Raw genomic sequence first — 26,359 nt, 5'->3', positions numbered from 1 at the left:
CCCCAAGTTATCTATCAAACTGATACTCAAAAAATCAGTAACAAACAAACGAGTTAAAAGGAACAAAGTATGAATAAACTCATTGTGCTGGGTAGTGTGAATGCAGACCACGTTTTGCAAGTTCCTTCTTTCCCTCGACCTGGCGAAACGTTACATGGTGCTAATTACCAAGTCATTCCTGGTGGCAAAGGGGCGAACCAAGCTGTTGCCGCTGCAAGACTGGGTGGCGACACCGGTTTTATCGCCTGTGTGGGTGATGATGCGTTTGGTATTAATATTCGCGAAGCATTTAAAGCTGATGGTATCAACATCGCGGGTGTTCAATTGGAACCGGGCACACCAACTGGTATTGCCATGATTCAAGTAGCAGAAAGCGGCGAGAACAGCATCTGTATTTCAGCAGAAGCCAACGCTAAGCTTACGACCGCACGTGTAGAGCCTCACAAGGGTTTGATCGAAGGTGCAAAATACCTGCTAACCCAGTTAGAAACGCCAATTGAAGGCATCGAGTATGCTGCGAAAATTGCGAAGGCGGCAAAAACTAACGTCGTCCTCAATCCAGCGCCGGCTAGAGAGCTTCCTGATTCATTGCTGGGCTGTGTAGATGTCATTACACCAAATGAAACCGAAGCAGAGGTGCTGACCGGAATAACGGTCAATGATGATGAATCTGCACAAGAAGCCGCAAACGCACTGCATCGCAAGGGTATTGAAATCGTCATGATTACACTGGGCTCGAAAGGTGTATGGCTAAGTCAAAACGGCCGTGGTGAGCGAATCCCAGGCTTTAAAGTTGAAGCGACGGATACCACTGCAGCAGGTGATACCTTTAACGGCGCTTTAGTGACAGGGTTAATTGAAGGCAAGTCTATCGAAGAGGCGATTGTATTTGCTCATGCAGCAGCGGCTATCTCAGTGACTCGATTTGGCGCACAGACTTCCATTCCAACGCTAGATGAAGTACAACAGTTTTTAGAGCAGCAAGCCTAAGTTGAGAAACTAACTCGCTCAATTACAAGAAGAAGCAGTGGAGACCCTTGCCCAATGGCAACGATGAAGGACATAGCAAGACTTGCGGGTGTTTCAACCTCAACCGTGAGTCATGTCATCAATAAAACACGATTCGTTAGTGAAGAGATTTCTGAGCGCGTTAACAGCGCAGCGAAAGAGCTCAACTACGCGCCTTCTGCGTTAGCACGAAGCCTCAAAATGAATCGCACACGAACAATTGGAATGTTAGTGACTACCTCAACCAACCCGTTTTTTGGTGAGGTAGTAAAAGGGGTCGAACGCAGTTGTTATCATCAAAATTACAACCTCATCTTGTGTAATACTGAAGGTGATACTGAGCGCATGAAAGCTTCCATCGATACCTTGCTTCAAAAGCGTGTCGATGGTCTGATTTTGATGTGCTCTACTTTGGAGGGGGAGAAGCTGGATATTTTCGATCAGTATCCATCCATTCCTGTGGTTGTGATGGACTGGGGACCAATGCATTTTGAAAGCGACAAGATCCAAGACAACTCGTTTCTTGGTGGCTACCTTGCAACTAAGCATCTCATTGAAAGCGGGCACACAGAGATTGGTTGTATCACAGGGCCTTTAAATAGGCATCAAGCTTTAATGCGTTATGAAGGGTATAAGAAGGCGTTGAATGAACATCATATTGCGATTAATCCAGGCTGGATTGTTGAGTCAGACTTTGAATGTGATGGTGGTGCGAAATCGCTAGAGGTGTTAATGAGCAGAGGCGCACTACCAACGTCGCTGTTTATTTGTAATGACATGATGGCCATGGGAGCTATCAATGTTGCTCATGATAAAGGTATACATGTTCCCAACGATCTTTCGATCATTGGTTACGATGACATTCACATTGCCAAGTTCATGTCACCGTCTCTCACTACGATCCATCAACCTAAGTATCGCTTAGGAAAAACGGCCGTTGAAACCTTGCTTGCGAAAATTGAAAAAACCAGTCTTGCTGCAGATGTCGTACAACTAGAGCCTTCGCTAGTCGTACGTGGCAGTGTCAAAAACCTTAAATAATGTTTTGTGCGCAGCCTCTATTGAGGCTGAGCAACGCGAAAACCACGAACAATATTACTAAGCGTCACTAATGCAAATAGCGTGATAACAATCGATAGGTGCCAAGGCTGACTTAGGCCGAGCTGAACCAACCCCATACTGACTAGCGATGAGACAATCATTTGTCCACCACCCGATAACGCTGCCGCGGCGCCAGCTTGTTTCTTGTAAGGCAGCATTACCATCGCCTGTGCACAAGGCAGAGCGATGCCATTTCCCAGAATCATCAGCATTTGCCCTAGCATGATATACAAAGGCTCCATCGGGCAAACAAACAACCAAATAGCCGATGCAATGTGTAGAGCTGGAGTACACAACAGCATCTTCCTAGTGCCAATGATAGGTCGAACGCGATTGCAAATGGTGGTTCCACTAATCATACCGAGCGCTGGAATGAGCACCCACAATGCGTATTCATCTGAGTTCATCCCGATTTCGTTCTGCATGATAAACGGCATGACCGATACCGCAGTGATCATCAGGCTGAAGTTGAGCCAACTGATACTAGCGAAACTAATAAAGTAGCTGGAGCGTAGCAGCTCCCCATACTGTTTCACGACACGTTTAAATGAAGGTATTGATGACTTCTCCGCTATGGTCTCTTTAAATAGCATGGTGATGACTACCCAGGCCAGGGCAACGTAGCTAAATAGCGACACAAACACCATGTTCCAACCAAAGTGAAAGTTAATAAACCCACCCAAAACAGGAGCCACCACGGGAGTGATGGAAGCGGCCATGGCGATATAAGAGAGGGCTATAGGGAGCTGAGCTCCACTAAACTGATCGCGCGTTGAGGCCCGAGCGAGGACGGCGCAGCAGCCAGTGCCGATACCTTGCAGAAAGCGGCCAAATACCATGCCTTCAAACGAATGGTTCATAGTAATAATCAAGACAAGGCCGAGCAGGGCGATAACTAGACCAGCAAGCAGCACCTTCTTTCTGCCGATAGCATCAGAGATGGGGCCGTAAATGAATTGCGAGGGACCAAAACCCAGTAGATAAATACCGACGAGCAGTTGCGCCTGATCGAGGCTAATACCAAAATCTTTCGCTATCCAAGGCAGCGAAGGTAGCACTAGCCCCATACTGAGCTGACCGATACTGATAATGAGACACGCGAGAAGAATGACTTTGTAGCGAATTCCTTGAGCCATTAATAATCCATACTTAGAGAAAGGCGATTGCGAAGAACCCAAGATAGTACGCCATTACAGACATCGTTGGCTACTTTTAACCAATGCCCTTAGGTTGTTTAGGGTAAATCTAAATGAATCAAACTATATCATAAGGTTATTGGGCTTTATTGAGCTATCTTCGTATCATGACAACAAAATCACGCATCATTGCACGGAGTAGGATTGACGATGAGCGAACCAAAATCACCAAAGGCGCGTAACTTGATAACCAATATGGATGAGTTTGTAAAGGCGGCAAGTTACTCGTTGCTAGAGACGCTTAATGCGGATCCAGATTCAACGCAAAGTGGCGAAGATTACTGGCCGCGACAAGTGTTTTCGGGTCACTATGTGCCTGTCAAACCGACGCCTATTACTAACCCTGTTTTCATCAGTCACAGTGCTAGCCTTTTTGAGGAGCTAGGAATTGATCCTACACTAGCGCAAGACAAGCACTTTGCAGCTATGTTCTCTGGTGAGTTATCCGGTGTTCCTGCTCTAATAAAGCCATATGGCTGGGCAACAGGCTACGCACTATCTATTTATGGTACCGAGTACAATGAGCAGTGCCCATTCAAAACAGGGAATGGCTATGGCGACGGCCGTGCAGTTTCGGTATTTGAAGGTGTGTTAAACGATAAAAGATGGGAAATGCAGCTCAAAGGCGGCGGCACGACGCCCTATTGCCGTGGAGCTGATGGTAGAGCCGTATTGCGCTCCAGTGTACGCGAGTTTCTAGCTCAAGAGCTTATGCACGCTCTCGGCATTCCATCGACACGCTCATTATGTTTATTTGCCTCACAATCAGAGACCGTTGATCGCCCTTGGTATCGAGAAGGTTCGCACTCAGAAAATCCTGATATTATGGTCTCGAATCCCGTTGCTATTTCCACCCGCGTAGCCTCTTCCTTTTTGCGAGTTGGTCAAATTGAGTTATTCGCGCGCCGAGCGCGTAGTCAAGCCCACCCAACCGCGATGCAAGAGCTAGAACAAATTGTCGAGTACGCGATAGAACGAGAATATCGACAGCAGATAGACGCAAGCTTACCCATTTCAGAGAAAGTGCTCGCCCTCGCCACAGAGTTTAGGGACCGCTTAACCACATTGGTGACACACTGGATGCGCGTTGGCTTTTGCCAGGGCAATTTCAACAGTGACAACTGCGCCGTTGGCGGTTTCACCCTCGATTTTGGTCCATTCGGTTTTTGTGAACGCTTCGAGCCTTATTTTCAGCCTTGGACTGGCGGCGGTCGTCACTTCTCGTTTTTTAATCAGCCTTTGGCCGCAGAGAAAAACTTCGAGTCCTTTTGTTCTGCATTGATGCCGCTTATTGCTACTGACGACGCAGCGGTTGAAAAACTTGGCCTAATTCAGGATGAGTTTTCAACAGTTATGCAAACTAAACTCACTAATATGTGGTCGAAAAAGCTCGGTCTTGAAGAGTTTGATAGCGACTTACTGCAACACTTGTTTAAACTTATGATGATGACGCATGTTGACTACACCATTTTCTTCCGCGAACTCTCTAAACTGCCTGACACAGTTTCAGCTCTTACTGCAAGCTTTTACACCGAACCTGATGAAGACATCATGACTGAGTGGCAAGCTTGGCTAGATGAATGGCGTGTAAAGCTTTCATCCGCAATATCCGAGAAAGAAATAGCGACGAGTATGAAACAAGTAAACCCTAAGTTCACTTGGCGTGAATGGTTAGTAGTACCTGCTTATAAACAGGCAGAGCAGGGGGGGTACTCTTTCATTCATGAGTTGCAGCAGGTGTTTGCTGAACCTTATGCTGAGCAAGGGAAAGAGGTGGAAGGCAAGTATTATCAGTGTCGTCCAATAGCGCTTTTTGATGTGGGTGGGGTGACGCATTATAGCTGTTCTTCTTAATTGTTCGTTTCAATGGCTAGTATAGGTTAGCTGTGTGCAGTCGTGCCTTTAAGTACAGCTGCACACAGTAGTTAAACTACGCTAAGCAACAAACCAGTTACTCTGTTTTAGTCCTTGCTCATCAAGTAATCCGCAACCGCTTGATAAGCAGGTAATGAGGTAGGGTCGATTTGACTGTTCTTAGCACTTGGGAATGAGGAATAACGCACGATCACCATTTCCGCAGTTGGGTCTATATAAATTGTCTGGCCATGAACACCGCGTGCAGCTATAGCGCCATGAGCGTTGTGAAAGATCCACCACATACTCTTGTAACTACCGCCAGGCAGAGTAGTGTATCCGGCTTTCGCAAAAGCCTCTTTATCGCCTCCGGCCATGATGTTTTCTACCACGTCACTTGGGAAAAGGGATTGCCCCTCAAATTTACCTTTGTTGAGCACCAGTGACCCAATACGACCAAGATCGCGAAGACTTGCGCTCAGGCCGCCCCCCGCGAATGGCATACCTTTGGCGTCAACGGTCATATAACCATCTTGCTCCATTCCAATTTTCTGCCAGATTCGCTCAGACAATAGTTCAGCAACGTTTTTTCCGGTCGCTCTTGCGATAATCCAGCCCAGTGCATCTGTATTGATTGTCTTGTAGCCAAAAGCTTCACCATGAGCGCCGCTTTTGCCCACGGTTTGTAAGTACTCAAGATAACCATTTGGACCATCGTAGCCCTGCGGCTTTGGAAGCGGACTCGCTGCCTTAGAATAGATCCAGATGTCAGCATTTGGGTCCGCGTAGTCTTCGCTGTAATCAAGCCCTGTTGTCATGTCCATTACCTGACGTACAGTGGCACTTCCAAAAGCGCTATCCTTGAGCTCAGGGACAATGGAAGTAACTTTTGCGTTCTCATCAAGAATGCCTTCAGCCACTAGAATTTCAGCTAAAAGCCCTGTCAGAGATTTCGTCATCGACATAGCAGCATGCTGACCTAGTTCATCTAGGCAGCCTAGGTAACGTTCGTAAACAATTTGTCCTTTATGGAGAATAAGAATGCCATCGGTGTAGTTTGCTGATAGCGATTCTTGCCATGTCATTTTTCGTTCGCTGTTAAGAGGCTGAAATGTTATGGCGTCGATATTGTCATCTTTGGCATACGTAAAGGGAGTGGGTGCGCCAATCCCGCGGCTGACCTGTTTAGTCGGCATCAACTCACGAATATGACATACAGTCCAACGCATCTTTGGGAAACTGAAAAAGTCGGATTCTGGCTGCATAATCAGCTTATCTTTTGGTGGCGGAAAGCCTACCATCCACTCCATCTTAATCGGATCTGAAGCTTCAGCATCTAAAGCGTCAGAAGGGGCGCTATTAGCATAACTGAGACTGCTTAGTGCCAATGTTAACAATGTAATCGCGATTCTCATTTTGCTCTCTCTTTACTCGTAATTAATACGAAGACGTGAATTTCGGAATCATGTTTTTATAAAGTGGCTAGGTTTAGACTTATGCAGTTTCAAAAGCCGTCTATTTGATAATAGCATTCTCAACAATATAGCTTTAACGGCAAGTGAAATTTAACGCTTATCAGAAAATCAACCATTGTTTAATCGAAGGTTTTTGCTTAAGTGGAGTGTTAGCCAGAAAGGAAGGTAGGCTCAAATTGCGCTTGGTATACTTGGCGTAGTTTCGAAACTATCAGATAAGCTCAAAAACTAAGCCCAGCGTCCTATGCTGGGCTTAATCACTACCTACTTACCACCAATACTCAACCGAGCAAATCTCACATCCGGTGCGAAGAAGGTTCGGCTGTCATTAATAAGCTGGCTATTACCCACCGCATCCACTTCTTGCAACATCTTGTAGAAGTTACCAGCAACCGTGATACCACGCACCGGTTGGACTCTTACTCCGTCACGACACAAGAAGCCGCTAGCGCCAAACGAGAAGTCACCGCTGACTGGATCGGCTCCTGAATGGACGCCTTGCAGTTCAACCAACTCAAGATATTCGCCCGTTTTAACTTCAGCAACACTGCTTAGGCCAGTGGCAATCACTTTATGGTTGGTGGACACATCTAGGCTGGATTTTGCGCCGCGTGCCGCACTAGCGGTTGATACTGCGCCTAGATAGCTTGCAGTATGGCTATTATGCAATAGGGTATTGAGCTTTCCGCCCGAGACTAACACGTTGTCTTGCGTCGCAAAGCCTTCGCTGTCGAAGCTAGCGATTGCCATGCCGTTAGGCATATACGCCATATCTGTCAGAGTAATCAGCTCACTCGCAATTGACTCGCCTATCTTGTTGCCAAGTGGCGTAATGCCTTTCATGGCACTAACACCAGAGAATGCACTGCCAAAGGCTCCGAACAGGCTGCTTAACGCGTTGATATCGAAAATAGCCGAATACTCACCAGTAGCAACCGGAGCACCGTCGAGTAAGTCACGCGCAAGGTTGTAGCCTTGCTCGATACAGTAGCTAGGATTCAGCTCATCAAAGCGGCGCCCCACCGAGACTTTGCCCGCCATAGATTGCTTGCCTTCTTTCTCAAATAGCGTGTAAGCGTAACAGCTAAATGAGCGCTCAAAATGCTGGCAAAGTGTCCCTTGTGTGTTGGCGAGAATAAACTGAGTCTCTCCATCGGCATAACCGTTGTAAGGTGCGCTTGATGCGTGGGGTAGGGAAATAACCCCTTGTTCAAGTGTGAGTGAGAGCTCAATCTTCTCATCGGCGGAAGCGGTATCTTGCTGAGCAATTTCTGCAAAATCTGTGGTGATTTTGCTGTCGATACAGCTGATGGTTTGATGTTCGTCTTGCTTTGAAAAACGCGCACTTTGAAGGGCGTTAGTCAGCATGAGGTCGAGACTAGAGGTCTCTAATGACTCCGAGTAGCTGGTGGCAATGCGCGCATCTTTGACAACGCGAACCCCAAGGACTTGGCTTGAGCTCACTTTGTACTCATCCAGTTGGCCTTGGTTCGCTTTCAGGGAAAAGCTATTGCTACGATTGACGATGACATCAGCTTCAGCACCTTGGCGCTTGGCTTCAGAAAGGACGTAATCGACGGCATCAAGAAGTTGTTTGTCTTGGCTCATTAGTTACCACCTCCCACAAGAATGTTATCAACTTTTAGCGAAGGCTGACCGACTGTTGTTGGTACAGCGCCACTTACGGAACCACACATACCAGGGGCAAGTGCCATATCTTTACCAACCATACTGATTTCTTTGAGCACTTTTGGCCCGGTGCTAATCAGCGTTGCGGTTTTCAGAGGTTTGGTGATCTTACCGTCTTCAATCAGGTAAGCTTCACGAACGGCAAAGTTAAATTCACCCGTACCTGGCTGTACTGAGCCGCCGCCCATTTTCTTAGCGTAAATACCACGTTCAACACCGGCTAACATATCATCAAGAGAATGCTCCCCAGCTTCAATGAAGGTATTACGCATGCGCGACGTTGGAGCAAACTTGTAGTTTTGGCGACGACCAGAGCCTGTTGGTTCAAAGCCGGTCTTCATTCCGCCCATTTTGTCGACCATAAAGCTGGTCAGCTTGCCGTCTTTAATGAGTTGCGTTCGTTGAGTTGCCATGCCTTCGTCGTCAACATGGATAGAGCCCCATTCATTAGTCATAGTGCCATCATCAACGGCACTCACTGCTGTATGAGCAATCATCTCGCCCATTTTGTCATGGAACACAGAAGCCTTTTTAGCCACTGATGTGGTTTCAAGCAGATGACCACACGCCTCGTGGAAGATGACACCGCCAAAGCCATTACCAATGACTACCGGCATTTCGCCGGAAGGGCATGCATCTGCGCCGAGCTTGATCAATGCTTGCTGGGCAATAGTTTGACCAAGTTCCTGAGCATCAAGCTGTTCGCTAAACTCCCAGCCTTGCAGCGCACCAGGGCCTTCTGAACCAGAAGATTGCTCATTGCCTTTTTGGGCAACGGTGTTACCAGACACACGAATGTAGTGGCGCGTATCATCAACATGTAGGCCTTCAGAATTGAAGATGGAAACCTGCTGCTCGCGCTGTAAAACATTACCAATAAACTGAGTAATGTATTCGCTTTCGGCGCGTGCAGCTGCATCAGCTTTAAGTAAGAATGCGATCTTTGAATCTAGATTGGCGTCTTTGCTAAGTGGTAAACGACAACCATGCTGGATAGGGTAGCGATTAAGATTAAGCGCACCTGCTGTAGCTATTTGCTCACGTTTGTCTTTTGCAGCGAGCAAGGATGTAACTCGCTTCAGTTCATTTTCATCCGTGTTATTCGTGTAGCCGTAGAGTACTTTGTGGCCGAAAAATAGGCGGATCCCGATACCAAAATCGATGCCTGAGTTTACTTTGTCCACTTCGCCTGACGCGATTTGGATCGAATTTGTCTGATGGTGCTCGACGAATAGTTCAGCAAAATCTGCCCCTAAGAATAGGGCGTGGTCAATCACTGCTTTCGCCGTTACAGAATTAAGCATGAAATCTCCTTGCTCGTGGAACGTCCGAGAGAGCCTCAATGAAAGTTGAGGCATATCAGAATGTTAACATTTATCAAACAAATGGTCTTGTGGAAAATAATGGCTTTATGTAAGGCTTTTCTTCATTCAATACGAGTAACTCATAGTACGAGCATAGTGATAAGTTTAGACTGGTTGAATGATGAGGAAGAAGGACATACCGTCGATTTTTCTGGTAAATAGTCGAAAAAACTAATCTGATATGTATGTGTGTTCGTAGGTTATTGAAAGCATCGACACGGAGCCCAGTATGTTCTCATTTTTAAAGCGCGATCCTGCTAAAAAACTCAAAAAGCGCCATTCCATGTTGCTAGAGCAAGCGATGCATGCCCAGCGAAATGGCGATATCAAACTGTACTCAAAATTAACCGCTGAAGCCGAAGAGCTCTTTGAGCAAATCAAAAAACTTGCGGCTTCGAATAGCTAGGTTTGAGGAGGGTGGGCGCTGTATCCTAAATGCCTTTTTGGTATTGTTGGTTGCTCGTGTGTTGGATAAGGTTACCAACGATACTGAGGTCGTCATCTAGAAGTAGTGCTTTGAACGCGTTAATGACTTCAAGTTTGCTACCGTCGACTTTTGTTTCTGTCTGAATATCTCTTAGGTCGATAAACACATCGGTAATAAGGTCGCGATGGTCAGTCAGTACCTCTAGGTTCAAAATATTGTGCTCGCTGTAGAGACTGTTGTGTGAGCCTTTTTGCTTTTGCACCACATAAGGGTTGTCTTTAAGGTTGATAATGGACGTACGCTTGCTGCAGCGTCTCAGGCAGCCTTTGTTGACTTTGATTTTCTTGCAGCCTTCCGTTTGTTGGAACAGGCACTGGCGGCTCGTTAGTAACGTATTCGGATGATACACACTATAGAACGTGCGCATACCACTTGGTCTTCTAACGTAGCGAAGCTGCTTGTTACTCAGTTCATTAGATAGGAATGCACCAGCGGCAGAGTACTCCTCTTGAAGACACTTCAATGTGTACGAGTTGGTGCTATTCATGTGTGGCCCTGCTACCCAATCTAACCCTAGCGTTTGAGCGTGGAAACCGACACCTGAGTTATTGGTAATAAGTAGTGATGGCTTAATAGTTTCTAAGAAGACTTTAGCCGCTTCAAAATCATCGCCGATGAGAATCGCTGGGAACCAAGGTTTTAGGTTAGGGTTAGATTCAAACAGCGAAATTATAGCGGGCAGTTCTGCGCTTAGGCCCATTGGTAGTTGAAAATAGACCTCTACGTCTGATTCCAAACTAAGAACGGCATCTTCAGTGCTTGAAACTAGTACCGATAGTGGTTTCTGGCCGCTTAGCTCTGAGTTTTGCGCTAATTTTTCTAACTCTGGCGCTTCAATCGCGCCTTTCAAGCTCGCTGATGGGCGGTCAGCGTTAATATCCATGGCAGCAATTTGTGCATCAACGTGTTGGATGATATCGGTTTTTTTGTCGTAGAGACGCTGCTTAACCGCTTGTACTTGCTCGGTACTGGTGCATTGATACACCTTAGAGAAATGCGTAACCGCGTTGTCTCTTGGGTTGTCGATATACATGCTTTTGCCGTATTCACCTTGTAGGAAACCGTTAGAGAAATCGCGGTTAAATACGGTGTAAAGCTCGCTAGTGTCTTCTGAAAGCGTTTCACCTTCGCACAAGCGATCTATTTGCTTACGCCAGTTGTCGACAACGGTATAAACGTAATGCGGTTTTTTGATGCGACCTTCAACTTTTAGTGAATAGACACCCGCGTCGGCAAGCGCTTGAAGATCGCCAAATGCTGAGTTGTCTTTCAGGTTGAGTGGGTAGTCGTAGCCTTGCTTGGTGGTTTGGTATTGCTCACGGCATGGCTGACTGCAACGACCACGGTTTCCTGAGGCGCCATTGCGCGCCGAGCTGATATAGCAAAGCCCTGAGAATCCGATGCAGTATGAACCATGAACGAACACTTCCATTAACACGTCATGTTGATGCCCAAAATGAGCGAGATGCGCAATCTCATCAATGTTAAGCTCACGAGAAAGGTTAACGCGGCTGGCCGTCATCTGTTTGAGAAACTCGATTTGACCCGTGTTGTGAGTGTTGAGCTGCGTTGAAGCATGAACGTCTAAGCTTGGGAAGTGACGTTTAACCAAATACGCTAAACCAAGATCTTGAACGATAACGCCATCAATATCGGTGTTGACCAACTGCGCCAATAAGCGCATTACAGCGGCAATTTCACTCTCTAAGATCAGTACATTAAGCGTCAGAAACACTTGGCACTGATTAGCATGAGCAAGCTCAAGAACGCCCGAAAGGTTGTCGAGTGTTAAGTTCGCTGCACGGTTTCGAGCGTTAAAACGATCCAATCCGCAGTACACCGCATCTGCACCCGCTGCGATCGCTGCTTTGATTGACTCAACATCACCACCCGGTGCCAACAATTCAAACTGATCTCTTGTCACAACCATACCCTTAGAAAAAATGAGGGCGTAGTCTACAGCAATTTGCCTCAGATTTCGTCTCAAATTCATATCTATCGATATTTATGTAATTAGTTGACTATGTGATCTTGGTTTAAAGAAGGATGAGAATGGTGAGCTAGGTTTACTTCTATCTAATGAAATAAGACCAAAAAAACCAGCAGGGAGATAATGATGAAATGGAGTCTCGCAGTTTTAACAATGGTAATAATTCAAGGTTGTGCCAGCCAAGCAGATAATGTCGTTGATGGGGAGGCGTCAATTCCAAGCAATGAATGTGTAGGTTCAGTTGAACTACCAAGTGAACTCTCGGGAAAATTCAAACAGGTCGACAACCCTCAGGTGCTAGCTAAAGCGATTGGCGAACCTTTGTCCGGTGGTTTGTGTCAAGGCGCTGTTTATCAAAGTACTGAAGAGGTGACAATCTATCGCGCTTGGAATAGCACTAATCCTGGGAGTCAATTTGGAAGCTGGTGGGCATTGACGAAACCCGCAGGGAAAACGGCAGACTATCGGAAGGACTATGAGATTTGCTATCAATGGTCTCCGCTCGACAAACTGGTGCAATGTACACTAAAGGTTGGTTCGACGGTCGTGGTAGGGAATGGGCAGAGTGCCAAATGCTCAGACTATCTTGAGTATCCAGTGTCAGAGGCGCAGCAGGTATTTATTGAATCGGCTTCGGATGCCATGCTTGATTGCAGTGGCTTCGATAGCATGATGAGTTGGCAACCGGAATCGCAGGGTTTGGCTAATCAATGAATCAACGATTACTATAGAGAGCCCGCCTCACGAATGAATGATTTGGTGAGGCGGATTTTTTTGCCTAAGACGTCTCTTTCATAGCCGAAACGACGGATGGGTCGTTTAGCAGGTTAAACAGCAAGCTTTTCGCTGAAGATCGCTGAGAGTCAGAGAGTTTCTTGTTCGGGTTTTCACGCGTTTGAGTTAGGATATTTTTGACAAATCGACTGTTGGTACCTGATAGTTCGTACACAAAGCGCAAGGTATTCATCAGTTCGTCTTGAGGTAGGCTGTACACGGCCATCTCACAGCTAAGACCATCCATAGCGAGTAGGTTATTCACGACCTCGCGTCGCTCAGCATTAAACTTTTCTTTGGCGATGTGGCCGTCGATCAATGCCTGTACTCGGTCTGCAATCGCGACCGGTACTTCCATGGTTTTTGTTTCGTAAGTCATCGCTGAATCTACTCCTTCGACTGGGATGTTTTACTCGGCACTAACCTGCTTCTTATCGTTACAAGGGCGGCCGTCAATGCTGTTCATAATGACAGAAAAACATTTTGATTAGTAGGGTAACTCTGGTCTGACGATTTACTTGGTAGTTTCTTGTTCGATTTTGCACTAGCAAGGGCGTACTTTGCGTACCACAATCTAAATACCCCTCCACATGAGAGTCTAATTATGCAGCGAAGACAATTTCTAGCGCTGTGCTCAGCATTTGTTGCTTGGCCGGTGTTAGCGAACTCTCGGATACAGAAAACGCCATCACAGGCGGAAGGTCCATTCTATCCGGTTACTTCGATTCCATTGCGTGAAAGCTTAGTCCTCGATGAATCGAGCCTGATCGGTGAGCCCATGACTCTTACAACGCGTGTAGTCGATGATACTGGTAAACCAATGTCCGGAATACGTGTGGAAATATGGCAGTGTGATGGGCAAGGCGTGTATGAACACCCTCGGCAACCAGAAGTAGAGCGCTTTGATCCAAGTTTTGCGGGTTTTGCCGCACTTGAAACGGATTCAAATGGTCTATGCCAATTCCAAACCTTGTATCCAGTTCCGTACACGGGAAGACCGCCACACATTCACGTAAAACTATGGCACGGTAAGCGTGAAATGTTAACTACCCAGCTCTATCTAAAAGGTGAAACGGGCAATGAGTGGTGGGGAGGCAGCGAGCGTGATTGGCTACAAATGGACGTTGCTAAAGACGCAAAGGGAAATCAAATGACTCAGTTTCAGTTCGTGGTATAACGAATGACTGTTTAGTGGATTTGACAGCATGCAATGAAAAAGGCAAGACGGGAATGTCTTGCCTTGATACCCGCTTATGCGTTGCTTTGAATCGGTTGATAGCGCCCTGGTTTGTGGTTCATCGCCAAAATCAGGTTAGTGGCAATGGCACCCAAGATGGAGAGTCCAATCAGGTAGATGTCGACCACGAACAGTGACAGCACGACGATTGAGCAATCAAGTGCCATCTGAACTTTACCCGCTCGAATGCCAAACCGTTCCTGCAAGAACAGAGCGAGTATATTGAACCCACCTAAACTCATCTTGTGCCTAAAAATGACCAGCATCCCCATACCAATCATGCCGCCACCTATCAACGCCGCATAAATCGGCTCAATGTGTGAGATTTGAATGACATGGTGTAAATGATCCACCGCAAAGGAGACAATGCTCACGGCAATAAAGGTGTTGATAGTGAAACGCCAGCCCATTCGAGTGACCGATAGAATATAAAATGGCAGGTTAATTGCGAAGAAAACCTGACCAAAACTTAGGGCAGTAATTTTGGTGATAAACAGGGCTAAACCTGCAGTACCGCCTGTTAGAAGGCCAACTTGGTTGAAGAAGATAACGCCAAGAGACACTAAAGCGCTACCAAGCGTGAGGGCGAGCAAATTCTCGCGCAGGCTATGATCTTTATCCATAAAGAAAATTCCAATTTAAAAAACGCCAAAATAGCGTGTTACAAGAAGTGATTTGCGGCGATGTTAGCTTTCTATGGATACTTATGTCGATAACGAGGCGGATTTTTGATTTTTATTGAGTGTTTCGTTAGATTTACACATGGGTTGCAACGAGTACAAATGATGCTAGAGCTGAGCCCGTTATTTGGATACGCTTGGGCGACTATTGAAGCGGAGAAGAAACGTGTATATCGGTAAAGTGTCGGCGTTGACTGGCGCGTCAGAGCGAGCAATCAGACTTTATGAAGAAATGGGTTTATTGAAGGTAGACAGGCAAGGAAAGTATCGAGTCTACACTCAACAAGATGTGGAATTCATTCAACTAATTAAACAGGCACAAGCGCTCGGTGTGCAACTTTCGGAACTGGTTGAGTTAAAAGATGGCAACCATGACTTAGACTGGCGACAGGTGGGAAAGTGGATGGAGCGTAAAATTGCGTTGATTGATGAAGAGATCCAAGCATTAGAGAATCAAAAAGGTCAGATTAAGCAATACAAAAAAAGCATTGATGATTGCTATGCCGCCCTTGACTCTGACTCTAAGGTAAGGGTTTAAGCTAGTCCCATTAGTTAATTAGACAATGAGACTCGCCATGAACAAGATCCTTATTATTAACGCCAATCCAAAAGCCAATAGCTTGTGCAAAGCGATAAGCGAGCGTTATCAAGAAAACATCTCTGAAAGTAAGCAGGCAAAGGTTTTGCATATTGGGGAGATGGATTTTCAGTTATCTCTCGATATGGGCTACGAAGAAACAATGGCGCTTGAGCCATCGCTCAAAGAGTTCCAGCAATCGGTAGAATGGGCAGACCATATTGTCATTGTTTCGCCCGTTTGGTGGGGCACAATGCCAGCAAAGCTTAAAGCACTGTTTGATAGGGCATTTCTACCGGGTTTCGCATTTCGTTATGTCAAAGGCAAAGCCATTCCAGAGAAGCTACTAAAGGGGCGGACGGCAGAACTGATTTTTACCTTAGATACCCCCGTGTTTTGGTATAAGTGGATACAAGGCAACCCAATCTATTTAAACCTAAAACGCACCATTCTCGACTTTGCTGGCATTAAAAATGTGTCAGCCAACTATTTTGGCCCGGTGATCAACTCAACGGATCAGCAGCGCCAGAAGTGGCTGCAAAAAGTCGAGGCCTTAGCGGCGTCGAGGTAGTGGAATCTATCCAGCGTCTACATGAAGAGGAGAAGGTGCATCTAGCTCCTTCTCGCTTCCACTTCCATACTTCGGAGAATGTAATCTGTCATCCAAGCGGTTGCGAGTAGACACATCCACACGACAACAACTTGATGAGGCACTTCGACTCTCGACCAAACAACGAGGGTCGCAAAACCGACCGCTGGCACTGTCCAGTAGATCAGCTTGTTCCAGCGAAAGCCTTTTAGGTGCGATAGGCTGTCCAGCGACGCGATAATGCCAGTGATGGAAAGAGCCACGATAATGGTTTGCGCTTGACCTGCAAACCACAACGGCAAAATGAGAGCCAGCACCCACCAGTTTTGTTTGCGCGATATGCTTCTGCGTGTTGCAGCCCACCAAATAACAAAGATTGAGATCATTTGAACTAGGGTAATTAGTGGTGACCCCTCCAATGTGCCAAGCACTTGGCTCACCATGATTCCCGCCTGTAAGGCACTAACAATGCTGGCGGTAATGATTCTGACGTTGCGATTGCTGCGTTTTGAGAATGCCACAAAAAGCAGCGGGAACAGCGTCCATTGAGTCACAGAAAGCGAGATAGACTGATGGGGCAGAGTGAGACCGTAGCACAGCATACCAGCGAGGAGCACAAGTCCACTTGCGCCTTTGCGTGGTAGTATCCACAGCGCGGGAATGGCTAATGCCAAAACGGAGATATCGCCGTCACTCACGCCAATCGCTTTGGCACAGGAAATGGCCAGTAACGTTGTGATGACAAAATGCAGACTAGAAAACATCATATCCTCTCAAGCTTAACAAGAACCCAACCGAAGAGTTGGGTTCTCAATATTCATGGTTAAATCGAGAGCGCAGAGTAGAGTACACCAAACGTACCAAGAGTGAAGATAAGCAATACGACCTTACTCGACATTTCACCGTTGTTCTCTGTCGCTTTACCAAACAGGCCAAACACCAACGGGTGCACCAAGAATGGTGTGGCGAAGATAAAGGTGATCATGCTTGCCGCATTATCACCAAACATTCCACCTTGCGTTGCTGCGAACAAGCCGAAGTGAGACAGACCAGAAGCCGCTGCCATCGATGCGTGCTCAATAGGCATGCCTGCAAAGTGCAGAATCGTAAAGCTGCCGAATACCGCCACAATTTGCCAGCCGAACGAGAACTGCATCAGTCCCTTAACTTCGATTGCGTGGTCACCATTGGCCTTGCGCAGATTTTTGGTCGCAAGGTACACACACGCTAATCCGGCTAATACAAGAGGTAGTGTCCAACCAACAAGTAATGCGCCACGCTCAGCACTTGCGGCAAGAATCGTAAATACAAAAATATGACCAAGGAATGGGATATTGATCATGATAGGTGCACGCGCTGCCGCAGTGTAGCCAAAGTCACCTGCAGTACACGCGCCAGTGAGTCCTGAGTGTGATAGACCACCTGCCATGCCTGGTGCGAGGTTACGAACATGGTTCGCTTTAGCTAGGAAGATAAGGATAGTCAGACCACCGAACATCCAGAACATTTGTCCCGCGAAGCCATATACGATCACGCTTTGTAGACCAGGAATGCTGAACGCTTCCAACATGTGCGAACCACCAACCAAGAAAGTACCAGTTAGTAGCACTGGTATGCCTGCGAACAATAGTGAGTTCAATGTCGGGCCTGCTTTCCATTTAGGTAGCAGCATGCCTAAACCTGAGGAAATGATCATGGCAAAGAAGATTTGTGGCAAGCCAATTACACTGGCGACAAGGTGAGAAAGTCTAAGTGACAGCATCATAATGATAACAATGGTAAGGATCTCTACAGCACCTTTGGCCAAATAAGTGCGCATTTTAGCGACTTCTTTTTTGCTATCGATGAAGATGATCGCTGCACCAATACACAGGTACGCCATGGCTAAATAAGAATCACCCATAGGGTTGGCGCCACTTCGACCTGTTAGTAATGCCGAGATCATCTCAATGCCCATCAGCAAAACGAACGCTCGAATGATGTACACGAACTGAGTGCTAGTAGTGCCAAAAAACACTTCATTCTTTGCAGGAACGGCTAACACATCTACATGGCCTGTTTGCTTGGACAGCAATCGACGGATCTCTTGCCCACCAACAAAGAATGTCGCGATGAGTGCAATAACCGTAGTTTGGCTCAATAGGACGATAGCGGGGAACTCTTGAAGCCCTGGTTGTGCAAGCCCCGTTGTTACAAACAATGTACCCATAAGTAGACCAAGTACAACAATGACGAGAACAGCCGAGTACTTAGTATTAGCGACGATGGTTCTTGAAAGCAGAACCATGATGACCACAGCCACCATTGAAAACAATAAATGATTAAACGAAATCAGATACGAAAAGTGTTCCATTAATTACACCAGAGAGGTCAGTGAAAGCTGCTACGTAGCGAGCCTTAAATTTATGGCGAGGATCCTATAAGAATTTATTTGGACGCTGTACTTCAAAAATGTAACCGCTGAAACATTTCATCATACAAATGATTTCTCATGGATTAATTCGCCTGGCTAATTATTTGGCTTCTGGGTTAAAAATCTTTATAAAACAGAGGGTAATGTGATTTACTTATTTTTGTTGTTTTGGAAAACTTCAGTTTTTTCGAGGTTTTTGCTCGATATAAAGGTTGAATCTATACCTTGGCAGTCCTCTGAGTTTGACGTCTCTGAATTAGCCACTCAAAATAAAGCAAAGCCATAAAACTTAGGGTGCTATGAACTTTCTAGCTCATTTACATATTGCTGAGCATTGTGACAGCAGTTTACTGGGAAACTTGTTGGGGGATTTTGTCAAAGGTGACCCAACGAAGACCTATCAACAGGAAATTGCTGAAGGCATCATGCTGCATCGATTTGTCGATTCCTATACAGACAATCACCCCATTATGAAGCAGTGCAAAACCTTATTTGATGCCGAACTAAAGCGCTTTTCGCCTATCGCGATGGATATGTTTTGGGATCATTGTCTTGCGAAACATTGGACTCGTTTTCATCGCCAACCGCTTGCGCAGTTTGTTGATCATGCAGAGCTGACCATTAAGCAGACTTCAGCCCCATTACCAGAGCGATTTGTTCGTATGAGCACTCATATGTGGCAAGGGCGCTGGCTCGAGTCGTATCAAGATTTCGATAACATCAAGTTTGCCCTTGAGAGAATGTCTCTGCGAAGTATGCGAATGGCACCACTAGCGGAATGCGGAGAGCAACTGCAGGAAAACTATCAGCAATTTTCAGAGTTTTTCAGTCAGTTGTATCCAGAGGTGCTAGAAAAAGCGAAACAGCAAACTAACAAATAGAGTCGATAAGAATAGCATTAACCTAGCGCGCGGTTTCTGGTACACTCGCGACCCTTTTGAATACATCCTGTTGGCGACGTTATGACAGACAAGACTTTACTCGATACTGCCAGTGAGCAGTCCACCTTTGATGACTTTGCATTTAGCGACACGCTAAAGCAAAACCTTGCTGATCTAAATTATACCTCGCCGACACCGATTCAGGAAAAAGCTATTCCATTTGTGTTGGACGGCAAAGACATTCTTGCAGGTGCGCAGACAGGTACCGGTAAAACCGCAGCATTTGGTTTGCCACTGATTCAGAAACTGCTGGATGTTCCAAAGCCGAGAGAAGCAGACAGCAAAGTCATTCGCTCCCTTATTCTTACTCCAACACGTGAACTTGCGCAGCAAGTGTTTGATAGCTTAGTTCAATACACACAATCGACCGAGCTCAAAGTCGTTGTGGCTTACGGCGGTACTAGTATCGGTGTGCAAACGAAAAACCTGCGCGGTGGCGCGGATATCTTAGTTGCGACGCCTGGTCGTTTGCTTGACCACCAACATACACGCAACCTAACACTTGCTGAATGTGAATACTTGGTACTGGATGAAGCAGATCGTATGTTGGACATGGGCTTTATGCCGGATCTTAACCGTATCCTTAAGCGTCTGCCAAAGCAGCGTCAAAACATGATGTTCTCAGCAACGTTCGAGCAACGCATTAAAGCTCTCGCGCACCGTATTATGGAACAGCCAGTAGAAGTGCAAGTGACGCCTGCAAACTCCACAGCAGATACCGTTAAGCAGATGGTCTATCCTGTAGACAAAAAGCGCAAACACGAGCTACTGGCTTACTTGATTGGTTCACGCAATTGGCAACAAGTTTTGGTCTTTACTAAGACTAAGCAGGGCAGTGATGCCCTGGCGAAAGAGTTGAAACTTGATGGTATTAAAGCGGTATCAATCAATGGCGATAAAAGCCAAGGCGCCCGCCAAAAAGCCCTAGACGATTTTAAATCGGGTGCAGTCCGAGCGTTGATTGCAACCGATGTTGCTGCCCGTGGCCTAGATATCCAGCAGCTTGAGCAAGTCGTAAACTACGATTTGCCATACAAAGCTGAGGACTACATTCACCGTATTGGCCGTACTGGTCGCGCAGGAAAAGCGGGACTTGCGGTGTCGCTAATGAGCCAAGATGAGCAGTATCTACTGGAAGCCATTGAACGTTTGCTCGATTCGCGTTTACCTCAAGAGTGGTTAGCGGGTTTTGAACCTAGCCCTGAATCTGAAATCGAACCCGATCGCGCACCGCGACGACGTGGACGAGGCGCAGACAAGCGCAAGATGAAAGCCAAACTGAAAATCCATGCGGGGCGCGGTAAGAAGCGCTAAAGAGAGCAACAAAGGCAAACCCTAGGGTTTGCCTTTGTTATTTATGGGCTCGACGCTGGCTAACTGCGACCAGATAGGTGAAATTCTAGAATTACCTGAAGGCGTTGTTCCTGTGGTTGGTTATTCATTGGGTTATCCTGCAGAAAACCCAGAAATCCGCGATCGTCTTCCAATGGATGGCTTAGTGCATCACGAGGTATACCAAGATCAGGACGATGCCACGATAGAGGCCATATACAAACAGCGTGAGACAGACGGTTGGGCGCGTTATATGTCTTACCCAGATCTTAAGAAGATGATCGAAGAATCCGATGTTGAGAACCTTGCTCAGGTGTACACAAAACTCAAATACACCCGAGAGTCACATGTGAACTTTTCAAAAAGCGTGTTGGGTTACCTTGAGAAGCAGGGGTTTATGAATCACGGATAACCGAACCACTCAAAAAATAGACATCTATCGTTTTAATTATGTGGCTTGTCAACAAGCCGCATATTTCCCTTCTTTTTTGCCATTTAGAACTCAGTTAAGGCTTTAACTTGCCCAACAACGCCCATAGCAGTGCCAGCATCACAATGGCATACAGCATTGCCAGTCCAATAGAAAACAGCACAACGACACATAAAACCAGAGATAGAGCAGCGAGCTTTTGACGCCAACCATTGAGTAATCGAACGGCACTCCACATCGCAAATAGATAAATAACAACAAAGATACCGTTGGCGAGGGTGAGAAAGATATCGATATCAATCCCAGACCAATAGCCAAGTATGCATGAAACAGCGAGAGTGACACCAACGATAAGCGTTGCAACAGTCGGCACACCATTAACGGAGACGCGCGCGGCGGCGCTTGCAGGGCGATACTCTCGTGCGAGTGACCAAATCATGCGTGACAGACTTTGTGTGTAAAGGTTGATAGTGGCAAAACATGCTAAAAATCCCACGAGACTAATTAGCCACTTCGCTTGCGAACCATAGAGCTGCTCTGCAATAAATGGTACAGAGGTGGTGTTTAGTGCTTGTGTTCCATAGGCATGATGCTCAAGCACCACGACCGAGAACGCATAGTAAACCGCGCCAGCCAATAAGCAGCCGACCAATATGGCGACGGGGTAGTCACGCTCAGGCCGTTTAAATTCCTCTCCCATATGAGCAAAGGCTTCGATTCCGACAAAACACCAAAACATCACCGCGATAGCTTGAGTGATAGGCGCCAATTCGATGGAAGCGGTGGTCGACGGCAGAAACTCTGAGCTATTGATGTCGCTACTGGCTACGAAGCTAACCACCAATAGAATAATACCGATGGCGATAACGGTCTGAAGACGACTGGAGGACTTGCTGCCAGAAAAGTTGACCACCATAAGGAGCGCCACCACAAACAGCTGTGAGGCAACAGGGTGAGATAGGAAACTTGGCAAAAATTGCTGAGCAAAACCGCCTGCAATTGCAATAGCAGCGGGCACACCGACGGGAATAACGCTAATAAACAGCAGTGCGATAGCTTTTTCCAGCCTAGAGCCAAATGCCTGACGGACGAAAAACGAAGCGCCACCAGCATTAGGGTAACGCTTGCCGAGCGATGCAAATGTAATGGCTATCGGACAGATGGCGATAAGCAGCGCACACCATGCCCAGAGAATTTGCTCTCCCGCTATACTGGCAGCGATAGAGGGCACCATAAATAGACCTGTGCCCAACAAAGTCGTAGACATTTGTCCTATGCCGCCAAGCAGCGTAATTTCTTGTTTTAATTGCGACATATCTGAACTTTGATTGTTATTTATTGATGACTGAATGACGCTCTAGCTTATTACTCACCAATAAAATTAACAACTTATTCATCGCTTATGTCGGACACACGTCGCTCTGCTCTGCGTAGCTATTTTGAAGAGTAGAACGCCGCAACGTCACGCAAATCTTGCTCAGTTAAGTTCTGCAACTGCGCTTTCATTAAGGCTGCCATAGCGCCAGAGCGTTCATCGTCCAAGTAGGCATTCATCGCATTAAACAAATACATCGGATCTTGACCGTTTAGATTAGGGTAGCTAGCTTGGCTTGGAGCACCATTGGGGTTATGGCAAAACACGCAGCTAGGCGCTTTCATCTCCCCAAGCTTGGCATCACCAAATGGCGTTTTGCTTTCTTGAGAAGCGAGTGCTTGAGCGCTCGTTAGCGCCAGAGATAAAGTGAGGCCAGTAATGACCTTGAAAAGTGTATTCATAAGGGCTCATAAAAGACTTAACCTAGGCAACAAGATAAACCTTGCCCCTAGGTTAAGCTCAAGCATCTCAGACAGAAATGCGAAGTTGATCAGTATCTTGGCCTAGTATTAAATAATGTTATCACTAACCAAAACTGAGTTAGACCAAAGCTGAAAGCTTCTCTAACAATACATCGATATCTCGGCTGGAAATGTCTTTGTGCGTGACAAAACGAACTGGATTGCTTGGTGAAATTGTAATGTCTTGCTGTGCTAACTCTTTAGCGATCGCATCAATGTCTACGGATTCAGCCAACTTGGCAAACACGATGTTGGTTTGAACAAACTCTGCATTCACACTAAACCCTGGGATGTCATTTAAGCCCTCAGCCAGTTTTTTGGCATTGCTGTGGTCTGTGGCGAGCTGAGCCACTTGTTCGGTTAATGCAAGCTTACCTGCCGCCGCTAAAATACCCGCTTGACGCATGCCACCGCCAACCATTTTACGTAGTCGTCGTGCGCGTTCGATAAATGCTCTAGAGCCAAGTAGTAACGATCCGATTGGTGCGCCAAGTCCTTTGGATAAACAGATGGTCATAGAGTCAAAGTGCTTGGCAATTTCAATCACATCAACGTCCAGTGCAACGGCTGCGTTGTAAACACGAGCGCCATCTAGGTGCAGGTTCAGGCCGTGCTCATCAACGAATTTTCTCGCCTCAGCAAGATAAGAAAGGGGCAGTACCTTACCATTGATAGTGTTTTCAAGGCTGAGTAGCTTAGTGCGCGCAAAATGACTGTCGTCGGGCTTAATAGCAGCCTTAAGCTTGCCAAAATCCAGTGTGCCATCTGGGTTATTTTCAATCGGTTGAGGTTGAATTGAGCCAAGCACGGCAGCGCCGCCCGCTTCGTACTTATAGTTATGTGCCTGCTGACCACATAGATATTCGTCACCGCGTTGGCAGTGTGCCATTAACCCAAGAAGGTTTGCTTGAGTGCCCGAGGTAGTAAACATGGCAGCATCAAACCCGTGACGCTCCGCAGCCCAGGCTTCGAGTTCATTTACGGTTGGGTCATCGCCGTACACATCATCGCCGACGGCTGCATTGGCCATCGCGTCGCGCATTGCTTGGGTAGGTTTGGTGACAGTGTCTGAGCGAAAGTCCATTGAATATCTCCTAAATGTATCCGCATAACGAGGCTTTGCTTAAGCACGCTATGGTTTTGGCGTCGGTAATTGTACCGTCGATGATATGTTGTTGTAGTTTTTCTAGTGACATTGTCACAAGTTCGATGACTTCATCGTCGTCACACTGGTATTGATCGCTCGGTGCAAGTTCCTTGGCGATAAACAGATGCTGAATTTCGTCACAGAAGCCGGCCAACGGCGTAACTTGCCCTAGGGAAATCATTATCTTGGCAGCATGGCCTGTTTCTTCAATCAACTCTCTGTGAGCACATTGTGTTGGATCTTCACCTAATTCCATCGTGCCCGCGGGCAGTTCCAGTAGCCACTTTTTTAAAGATGGACGGTATTGATTGAGTAGCAATAGCTCTCCATTCTCGGTCACAGGGAGTATTACTGCAGCCCCTGGGTGCTTGATAGTGGTGTGAGTAATGGTTTGCTGGTTGGGTAGGGTGACTTGTTCCTCAATGAGTGAAATCGACTTCCATTGGTGAAGGGTTTTGTGAGTCATAAAGCTTCCGTGACTTCGATGTTGAACGCCTAATATGAGCATACAAACTATCAAATGTCGATGGGCAAACTGACAGGATTTTTCGGTTTTGGAACAGTATCGAAAATGGAATCTCTGATTGCTCCACTATTTTGATTTAGTAACTTTCTGTATATCAGAGTGTTCGAGCGGTTTTAGTAAAGGTCAGGCGACGTGTTAGGGGCAGACGGGTTAAATTTAGCATTGATGGTGGCAGAATCGGGAATGATCGATTCCGCTGTCCGTGAAATCATGCAGCACACAGAGCTCATGGGGCTTGGTAACGAAGATGGCGTCAAGCAAAGCCTGACTGCCTCTATGGCGAAATGGACACAGGGTGTCAAACGCAAGCTCGTTAAAACCCAGCAAACCGACTCTATTCAAGCTGAGCTGAACCTCTATCAATATGCTGTGTACCTTACTGAGTCTGAATTTGATCAAAACGTTGAAGACATTATCGAAAAGCTCCCGCAAGATTCGCTGTTCCGTGAAAAAGCCAATCAGCTTTTGGCCTCCAAGCATACTTACCCTAGTTCTTTGTTCGCCCGTCAGTTCTGCACGCACTGGTACGCGAGTTTAAAAGGTGCGGTGGAAGATAAGCAGCAAGTGACGCTAGAACAGCAGAAATCTCGTTTCTTAAAGCAGCTCTATCAACGTATCGATACCCTGAAAGATATGGAAAACCTCACGCAGTCTGGTGAAAACGCGCAACTTGGGCGTTTGTGGGACTTGGCGGGCGCAGAGCTAACCAAACAAGACTGGAAGTCGATTGAACAGACGGCAGATTACCTTGCGAAACACAGTGAACTCACTTCGATTGCTGATAAATTAGGTCGAATGGCGGAAGAGGTGGATGCGCCAGAGCTCAACCGAGTTGAGAGCCATGATGATGTTGTTGTTGAAGAGAAGTCAGACTTTGCCACTGACGATATCGTTGGCATTCACACCAGCAACGATATCAATAAACTGTTGCCGAACGAAACCATGTACCTAGCCTATCCAGAACTAGAAACGGTGTTCTATCAGCACTTAGTGGAAAAGAGGTTATTAACCTACAAGGCGGAAGGTAAGCAGCGCACTATCCGACAATTGCACGCGCCTACGCAGTCTCATGGAGAAGCGACCAAAGAGAAAGGGCCGATGCTTATAGCGGTTGATGTGTCAGGCTCAATGCAAGGTGCACCTGAGAAATCTGCGAAGGCGATGGCCTACGCTTTGATGAAAATGGCGGCAGAGCAACAGCGTGATTGCCATGTCATTTTATTCTCATCAACCTTCATTACCTATGATTTATCTGGCTCGCAAGGGCTCAAAGAAGCGTGCGATTTTCTATCCTATACCTTCAAGGGAGGGACCGATCTCACTAAAGTGCTCAATTATGCTGTCGACATCATGCAGGGTGAGCAGTATAAGAATGCAGACTTGCTTGTGATCTCCGACTTTATTGCGCCTAAACAAGAGCAGGAGACAATTGAGAACATGCTCGTTTTGAAAGGGTGCTACAACCGTTTTCACTCTTTGTGTCTTTCAAAATATGGTAACCCTGAGTTACTGTCATTGTTTGATAGCCAATGGCGTTATCACCCAAGTCTTATGGGTAAAATTGTCAAAAAACCAACCGTGGGTTTTTATCGCGCTAGACAAGCTTTCTCTCATACTTTTGGCTAATATCAACGGCATGACTTGCCGTTGTATTTTTCATAATCTAAATAAAATCAATGCGATAAGAATAAGTTATAAGATTGCGATTAAAAA

25 protein-coding genes are annotated in these 26,359 nt (G+C 46.5%); 12 read left to right on the top strand and 13 right to left on the bottom strand.

What is annotated here, in order from left to right; genetic code table 11:
• The first annotated feature begins 69 nt into the window (after nucleotides 1-69).
• The gene (rbsK, locus tag ACVA6Q_RS05595; protein ID WP_446646813.1) at nucleotides 70-990 is read left to right on the top strand and encodes a ribokinase; all 921 of its coding nucleotides are present in this window, start codon (nucleotides 70-72) and stop codon (nucleotides 988-990) included.
• A gap of 54 nt (nucleotides 991-1,044) precedes the next feature.
• Complete coding sequence (locus ACVA6Q_RS05590; protein ID WP_446646812.1) at nucleotides 1,045-2,049, top strand: substrate-binding domain-containing protein; 1,005 nt, start codon at nucleotides 1,045-1,047, stop codon at nucleotides 2,047-2,049.
• Nucleotides 2,050-2,066: 17 nt separating this feature from the next.
• On the opposite strand, the gene ACVA6Q_RS05585 is transcribed toward ACVA6Q_RS05590, so the two are convergent.
• Nucleotides 2,067-3,245 carry a multidrug effflux MFS transporter gene (locus ACVA6Q_RS05585; RefSeq protein WP_446646811.1) on the bottom strand — a complete coding sequence of 393 codons (1,179 nt, stop codon included), beginning with the start codon at nucleotides 3,243-3,245 and terminating at the stop codon, nucleotides 2,067-2,069.
• Between the two features lie 210 nt (nucleotides 3,246-3,455).
• Here ACVA6Q_RS05585 and ACVA6Q_RS05580 point away from each other — a divergent pair, with 210 nt between their 5' ends.
• Complete coding sequence (locus tag ACVA6Q_RS05580; RefSeq protein ID WP_446646810.1) at nucleotides 3,456-5,159, top strand: protein adenylyltransferase SelO; 1,704 nt, start codon at nucleotides 3,456-3,458, stop codon at nucleotides 5,157-5,159.
• 107 nt (nucleotides 5,160-5,266) lie between these two features.
• Here the strand turns inward: ACVA6Q_RS05580 and ACVA6Q_RS05575 are convergent, their stop codons facing one another.
• The 3 genes from ACVA6Q_RS05575 to ACVA6Q_RS05565 form a co-directional block, all read right to left on the bottom strand.
• Nucleotides 5,267-6,574 carry a serine hydrolase domain-containing protein gene (locus ACVA6Q_RS05575; protein ID WP_446646809.1) on the bottom strand — a complete coding sequence of 436 codons (1,308 nt, stop codon included), beginning with the start codon at nucleotides 6,572-6,574 and terminating at the stop codon, nucleotides 5,267-5,269.
• A 324-nt stretch (nucleotides 6,575-6,898) separates the two neighbouring features.
• Complete coding sequence (locus ACVA6Q_RS05570) at nucleotides 6,899-8,242, bottom strand: TldD/PmbA family protein (RefSeq protein WP_446646808.1); 1,344 nt, start codon at nucleotides 8,240-8,242, stop codon at nucleotides 6,899-6,901.
• Nucleotides 8,242-9,627 carry a TldD/PmbA family protein gene (locus tag ACVA6Q_RS05565; RefSeq protein WP_446646807.1) on the bottom strand — a complete coding sequence of 462 codons (1,386 nt, stop codon included), beginning with the start codon at nucleotides 9,625-9,627 and terminating at the stop codon, nucleotides 8,242-8,244. The genes ACVA6Q_RS05570 and ACVA6Q_RS05565 overlap by 1 nt, the downstream gene beginning before the upstream one ends.
• Before the next feature lie 289 nt (nucleotides 9,628-9,916).
• Here ACVA6Q_RS05565 and ACVA6Q_RS05560 point away from each other — a divergent pair, with 289 nt between their 5' ends.
• Nucleotides 9,917-10,093 carry a DUF6435 family protein gene (locus ACVA6Q_RS05560; RefSeq protein WP_446646806.1) on the top strand — a complete coding sequence of 59 codons (177 nt, stop codon included), beginning with the start codon at nucleotides 9,917-9,919 and terminating at the stop codon, nucleotides 10,091-10,093.
• Between the two features lie 25 nt (nucleotides 10,094-10,118).
• On the opposite strand, the gene ACVA6Q_RS05555 is transcribed toward ACVA6Q_RS05560, so the two are convergent.
• Nucleotides 10,119-12,098 carry a peptidase U32 family protein gene (locus ACVA6Q_RS05555; protein ID WP_446646805.1) on the bottom strand — a complete coding sequence of 660 codons (1,980 nt, stop codon included), beginning with the start codon at nucleotides 12,096-12,098 and terminating at the stop codon, nucleotides 10,119-10,121.
• Nucleotides 12,099-12,290: 192 nt separating this feature from the next.
• Here ACVA6Q_RS05555 and ACVA6Q_RS05550 point away from each other — a divergent pair, with 192 nt between their 5' ends.
• Nucleotides 12,291-12,878, top strand: coding sequence for a hypothetical protein (locus tag ACVA6Q_RS05550; protein WP_446647188.1), 588 nt, complete (start codon nucleotides 12,291-12,293; stop codon nucleotides 12,876-12,878).
• 64 nt (nucleotides 12,879-12,942) lie between these two features.
• On the opposite strand, the gene ACVA6Q_RS05545 is transcribed toward ACVA6Q_RS05550, so the two are convergent.
• Complete coding sequence (locus tag ACVA6Q_RS05545; protein ID WP_112480284.1) at nucleotides 12,943-13,317, bottom strand: hypothetical protein; 375 nt, start codon at nucleotides 13,315-13,317, stop codon at nucleotides 12,943-12,945.
• Between the two features lie 225 nt (nucleotides 13,318-13,542).
• Here ACVA6Q_RS05545 and ACVA6Q_RS05540 point away from each other — a divergent pair, with 225 nt between their 5' ends.
• Nucleotides 13,543-14,115: a dioxygenase family protein gene (locus ACVA6Q_RS05540; RefSeq protein ID WP_446646804.1), complete on the top strand. Its 573-nt coding sequence runs from the start codon at nucleotides 13,543-13,545 to the stop codon at nucleotides 14,113-14,115.
• Nucleotides 14,116-14,189: 74 nt separating this feature from the next.
• Here the strand turns inward: ACVA6Q_RS05540 and ACVA6Q_RS05535 are convergent, their stop codons facing one another.
• Nucleotides 14,190-14,798 carry a YitT family protein gene (locus ACVA6Q_RS05535; RefSeq protein WP_446646803.1) on the bottom strand — a complete coding sequence of 203 codons (609 nt, stop codon included), beginning with the start codon at nucleotides 14,796-14,798 and terminating at the stop codon, nucleotides 14,190-14,192.
• A 223-nt stretch (nucleotides 14,799-15,021) separates the two neighbouring features.
• Here ACVA6Q_RS05535 and ACVA6Q_RS05530 point away from each other — a divergent pair, with 223 nt between their 5' ends.
• Nucleotides 15,022-15,393 carry a MerR family transcriptional regulator gene (locus ACVA6Q_RS05530; RefSeq protein ID WP_446646802.1) on the top strand — a complete coding sequence of 124 codons (372 nt, stop codon included), beginning with the start codon at nucleotides 15,022-15,024 and terminating at the stop codon, nucleotides 15,391-15,393.
• A 37-nt stretch (nucleotides 15,394-15,430) separates the two neighbouring features.
• Entirely contained in the window at nucleotides 15,431-16,003 is a 573-nt protein-coding gene (locus ACVA6Q_RS05525) for an NAD(P)H-dependent oxidoreductase (RefSeq protein WP_446646801.1), read from the top strand.
• Nucleotides 16,004-16,044: 41 nt separating this feature from the next.
• Here ACVA6Q_RS05525 and ACVA6Q_RS05520 read toward each other — a convergent pair whose 3' ends face one another.
• Together ACVA6Q_RS05520 and ACVA6Q_RS05515 are read right to left on the bottom strand one after the other, a co-directional pair.
• The gene (locus ACVA6Q_RS05520; RefSeq protein WP_446646800.1) at nucleotides 16,045-16,788 is read right to left on the bottom strand and encodes a hypothetical protein; all 744 of its coding nucleotides are present in this window, start codon (nucleotides 16,786-16,788) and stop codon (nucleotides 16,045-16,047) included.
• A 56-nt stretch (nucleotides 16,789-16,844) separates the two neighbouring features.
• Complete coding sequence (locus tag ACVA6Q_RS05515) at nucleotides 16,845-18,374, bottom strand: hypothetical protein (RefSeq protein ID WP_353499155.1); 1,530 nt, start codon at nucleotides 18,372-18,374, stop codon at nucleotides 16,845-16,847.
• A 359-nt stretch (nucleotides 18,375-18,733) separates the two neighbouring features.
• Between ACVA6Q_RS05515 and ACVA6Q_RS05510 the strand changes: the two genes are divergently transcribed.
• The 3 genes from ACVA6Q_RS05510 to ACVA6Q_RS05500 all read left to right on the top strand — a co-directional run bounded on the left by ACVA6Q_RS05510 (nucleotide 18,734) and on the right by ACVA6Q_RS05500 (nucleotide 21,119).
• The gene (locus ACVA6Q_RS05510) at nucleotides 18,734-19,315 is read left to right on the top strand and encodes an acyl carrier protein phosphodiesterase (protein ID WP_353499156.1); all 582 of its coding nucleotides are present in this window, start codon (nucleotides 18,734-18,736) and stop codon (nucleotides 19,313-19,315) included.
• Between the two features lie 81 nt (nucleotides 19,316-19,396).
• Nucleotides 19,397-20,689, top strand: coding sequence for a DEAD/DEAH box helicase (locus ACVA6Q_RS05505; RefSeq protein WP_446646799.1), 1,293 nt, complete (start codon nucleotides 19,397-19,399; stop codon nucleotides 20,687-20,689).
• A 28-nt stretch (nucleotides 20,690-20,717) separates the two neighbouring features.
• A complete protein-coding gene (locus ACVA6Q_RS05500) occupies nucleotides 20,718-21,119 on the top strand; it encodes a hypothetical protein (protein ID WP_446646798.1) in 402 nt (133 codons plus the stop codon).
• A 94-nt stretch (nucleotides 21,120-21,213) separates the two neighbouring features.
• Here the strand turns inward: ACVA6Q_RS05500 and yjeH are convergent, their stop codons facing one another.
• The 4 genes from yjeH to ACVA6Q_RS05480 all read right to left on the bottom strand — a co-directional run bounded on the left by yjeH (nucleotide 21,214) and on the right by ACVA6Q_RS05480 (nucleotide 24,586).
• Nucleotides 21,214-22,452 (bottom strand): L-methionine/branched-chain amino acid transporter, encoded by a 1,239-nt coding sequence (yjeH, locus tag ACVA6Q_RS05495; RefSeq protein WP_446646797.1) that lies wholly within the window; start codon nucleotides 22,450-22,452, stop codon nucleotides 21,214-21,216.
• 119 nt (nucleotides 22,453-22,571) lie between these two features.
• A complete protein-coding gene (locus ACVA6Q_RS05490; RefSeq protein WP_446646796.1) occupies nucleotides 22,572-22,913 on the bottom strand; it encodes a c-type cytochrome in 342 nt (113 codons plus the stop codon).
• 139 nt (nucleotides 22,914-23,052) lie between these two features.
• Entirely contained in the window at nucleotides 23,053-24,057 is a 1,005-nt protein-coding gene (gene ltaE / locus ACVA6Q_RS05485; RefSeq protein WP_446646795.1) for a low-specificity L-threonine aldolase, read from the bottom strand.
• A gap of 10 nt (nucleotides 24,058-24,067) precedes the next feature.
• Nucleotides 24,068-24,586 (bottom strand): NUDIX hydrolase, encoded by a 519-nt coding sequence (locus ACVA6Q_RS05480; RefSeq protein WP_446646794.1) that lies wholly within the window; start codon nucleotides 24,584-24,586, stop codon nucleotides 24,068-24,070.
• Nucleotides 24,587-24,778: 192 nt separating this feature from the next.
• On the opposite strand from ACVA6Q_RS05480, the gene viaA reads away from it, so the two are divergent.
• Complete coding sequence (viaA, locus tag ACVA6Q_RS05475; protein WP_446646793.1) at nucleotides 24,779-26,272, top strand: ATPase RavA stimulator ViaA; 1,494 nt, start codon at nucleotides 24,779-24,781, stop codon at nucleotides 26,270-26,272.
• Nucleotides 26,273-26,359: the final 87 nt, after the last annotated feature.

It is taken from the genome of Vibrio sp. DNB22_10_4 (assembly GCF_052879755.1).
This window is presented reverse-complemented; position numbering and strand designations above follow the sequence as displayed.

Coding starts and splice junctions, on each gene's coding strand:
- rbsK (WP_446646813.1), top strand. CDS start 70: ATGAATAAACTCATTGTGCTGGGTAGTGTGAATGCAGACCACGTTTTG.
- ACVA6Q_RS05590 (WP_446646812.1), top strand. CDS start 1,045: ATGGCAACGATGAAGGACATAGCAAGACTTGCGGGTGTTTCAACCTCA.
- ACVA6Q_RS05585 (WP_446646811.1), bottom strand. CDS start 3,245: ATGGCTCAAGGAATTCGCTACAAAGTCATTCTTCTCGCGTGTCTCATT.
- ACVA6Q_RS05580 (WP_446646810.1), top strand. CDS start 3,456: ATGAGCGAACCAAAATCACCAAAGGCGCGTAACTTGATAACCAATATG.
- ACVA6Q_RS05575 (WP_446646809.1), bottom strand. CDS start 6,574: ATGAGAATCGCGATTACATTGTTAACATTGGCACTAAGCAGTCTCAGT.
- ACVA6Q_RS05570 (WP_446646808.1), bottom strand. CDS start 8,242: ATGAGCCAAGACAAACAACTTCTTGATGCCGTCGATTACGTCCTTTCT.
- ACVA6Q_RS05565 (WP_446646807.1), bottom strand. CDS start 9,627: ATGCTTAATTCTGTAACGGCGAAAGCAGTGATTGACCACGCCCTATTC.
- ACVA6Q_RS05560 (WP_446646806.1), top strand. CDS start 9,917: ATGTTCTCATTTTTAAAGCGCGATCCTGCTAAAAAACTCAAAAAGCGC.
- ACVA6Q_RS05550 (WP_446647188.1), top strand. CDS start 12,291: ATGAAATGGAGTCTCGCAGTTTTAACAATGGTAATAATTCAAGGTTGT.
- ACVA6Q_RS05545 (WP_112480284.1), bottom strand. CDS start 13,317: ATGACTTACGAAACAAAAACCATGGAAGTACCGGTCGCGATTGCAGAC.
- ACVA6Q_RS05540 (WP_446646804.1), top strand. CDS start 13,543: ATGCAGCGAAGACAATTTCTAGCGCTGTGCTCAGCATTTGTTGCTTGG.
- ACVA6Q_RS05535 (WP_446646803.1), bottom strand. CDS start 14,798: ATGGATAAAGATCATAGCCTGCGCGAGAATTTGCTCGCCCTCACGCTT.
- ACVA6Q_RS05525 (WP_446646801.1), top strand. CDS start 15,431: ATGAACAAGATCCTTATTATTAACGCCAATCCAAAAGCCAATAGCTTG.
- ACVA6Q_RS05520 (WP_446646800.1), bottom strand. CDS start 16,788: ATGATGTTTTCTAGTCTGCATTTTGTCATCACAACGTTACTGGCCATT.
- ACVA6Q_RS05515 (WP_353499155.1), bottom strand. CDS start 18,374: ATGGAACACTTTTCGTATCTGATTTCGTTTAATCATTTATTGTTTTCA.
- ACVA6Q_RS05510 (WP_353499156.1), top strand. CDS start 18,734: ATGAACTTTCTAGCTCATTTACATATTGCTGAGCATTGTGACAGCAGT.
- ACVA6Q_RS05505 (WP_446646799.1), top strand. CDS start 19,397: ATGACAGACAAGACTTTACTCGATACTGCCAGTGAGCAGTCCACCTTT.
- yjeH (WP_446646797.1), bottom strand. CDS start 22,452: ATGTCGCAATTAAAACAAGAAATTACGCTGCTTGGCGGCATAGGACAA.
- ACVA6Q_RS05490 (WP_446646796.1), bottom strand. CDS start 22,913: ATGAATACACTTTTCAAGGTCATTACTGGCCTCACTTTATCTCTGGCG.
- ltaE (WP_446646795.1), bottom strand. CDS start 24,057: ATGGACTTTCGCTCAGACACTGTCACCAAACCTACCCAAGCAATGCGC.
- ACVA6Q_RS05480 (WP_446646794.1), bottom strand. CDS start 24,586: ATGACTCACAAAACCCTTCACCAATGGAAGTCGATTTCACTCATTGAG.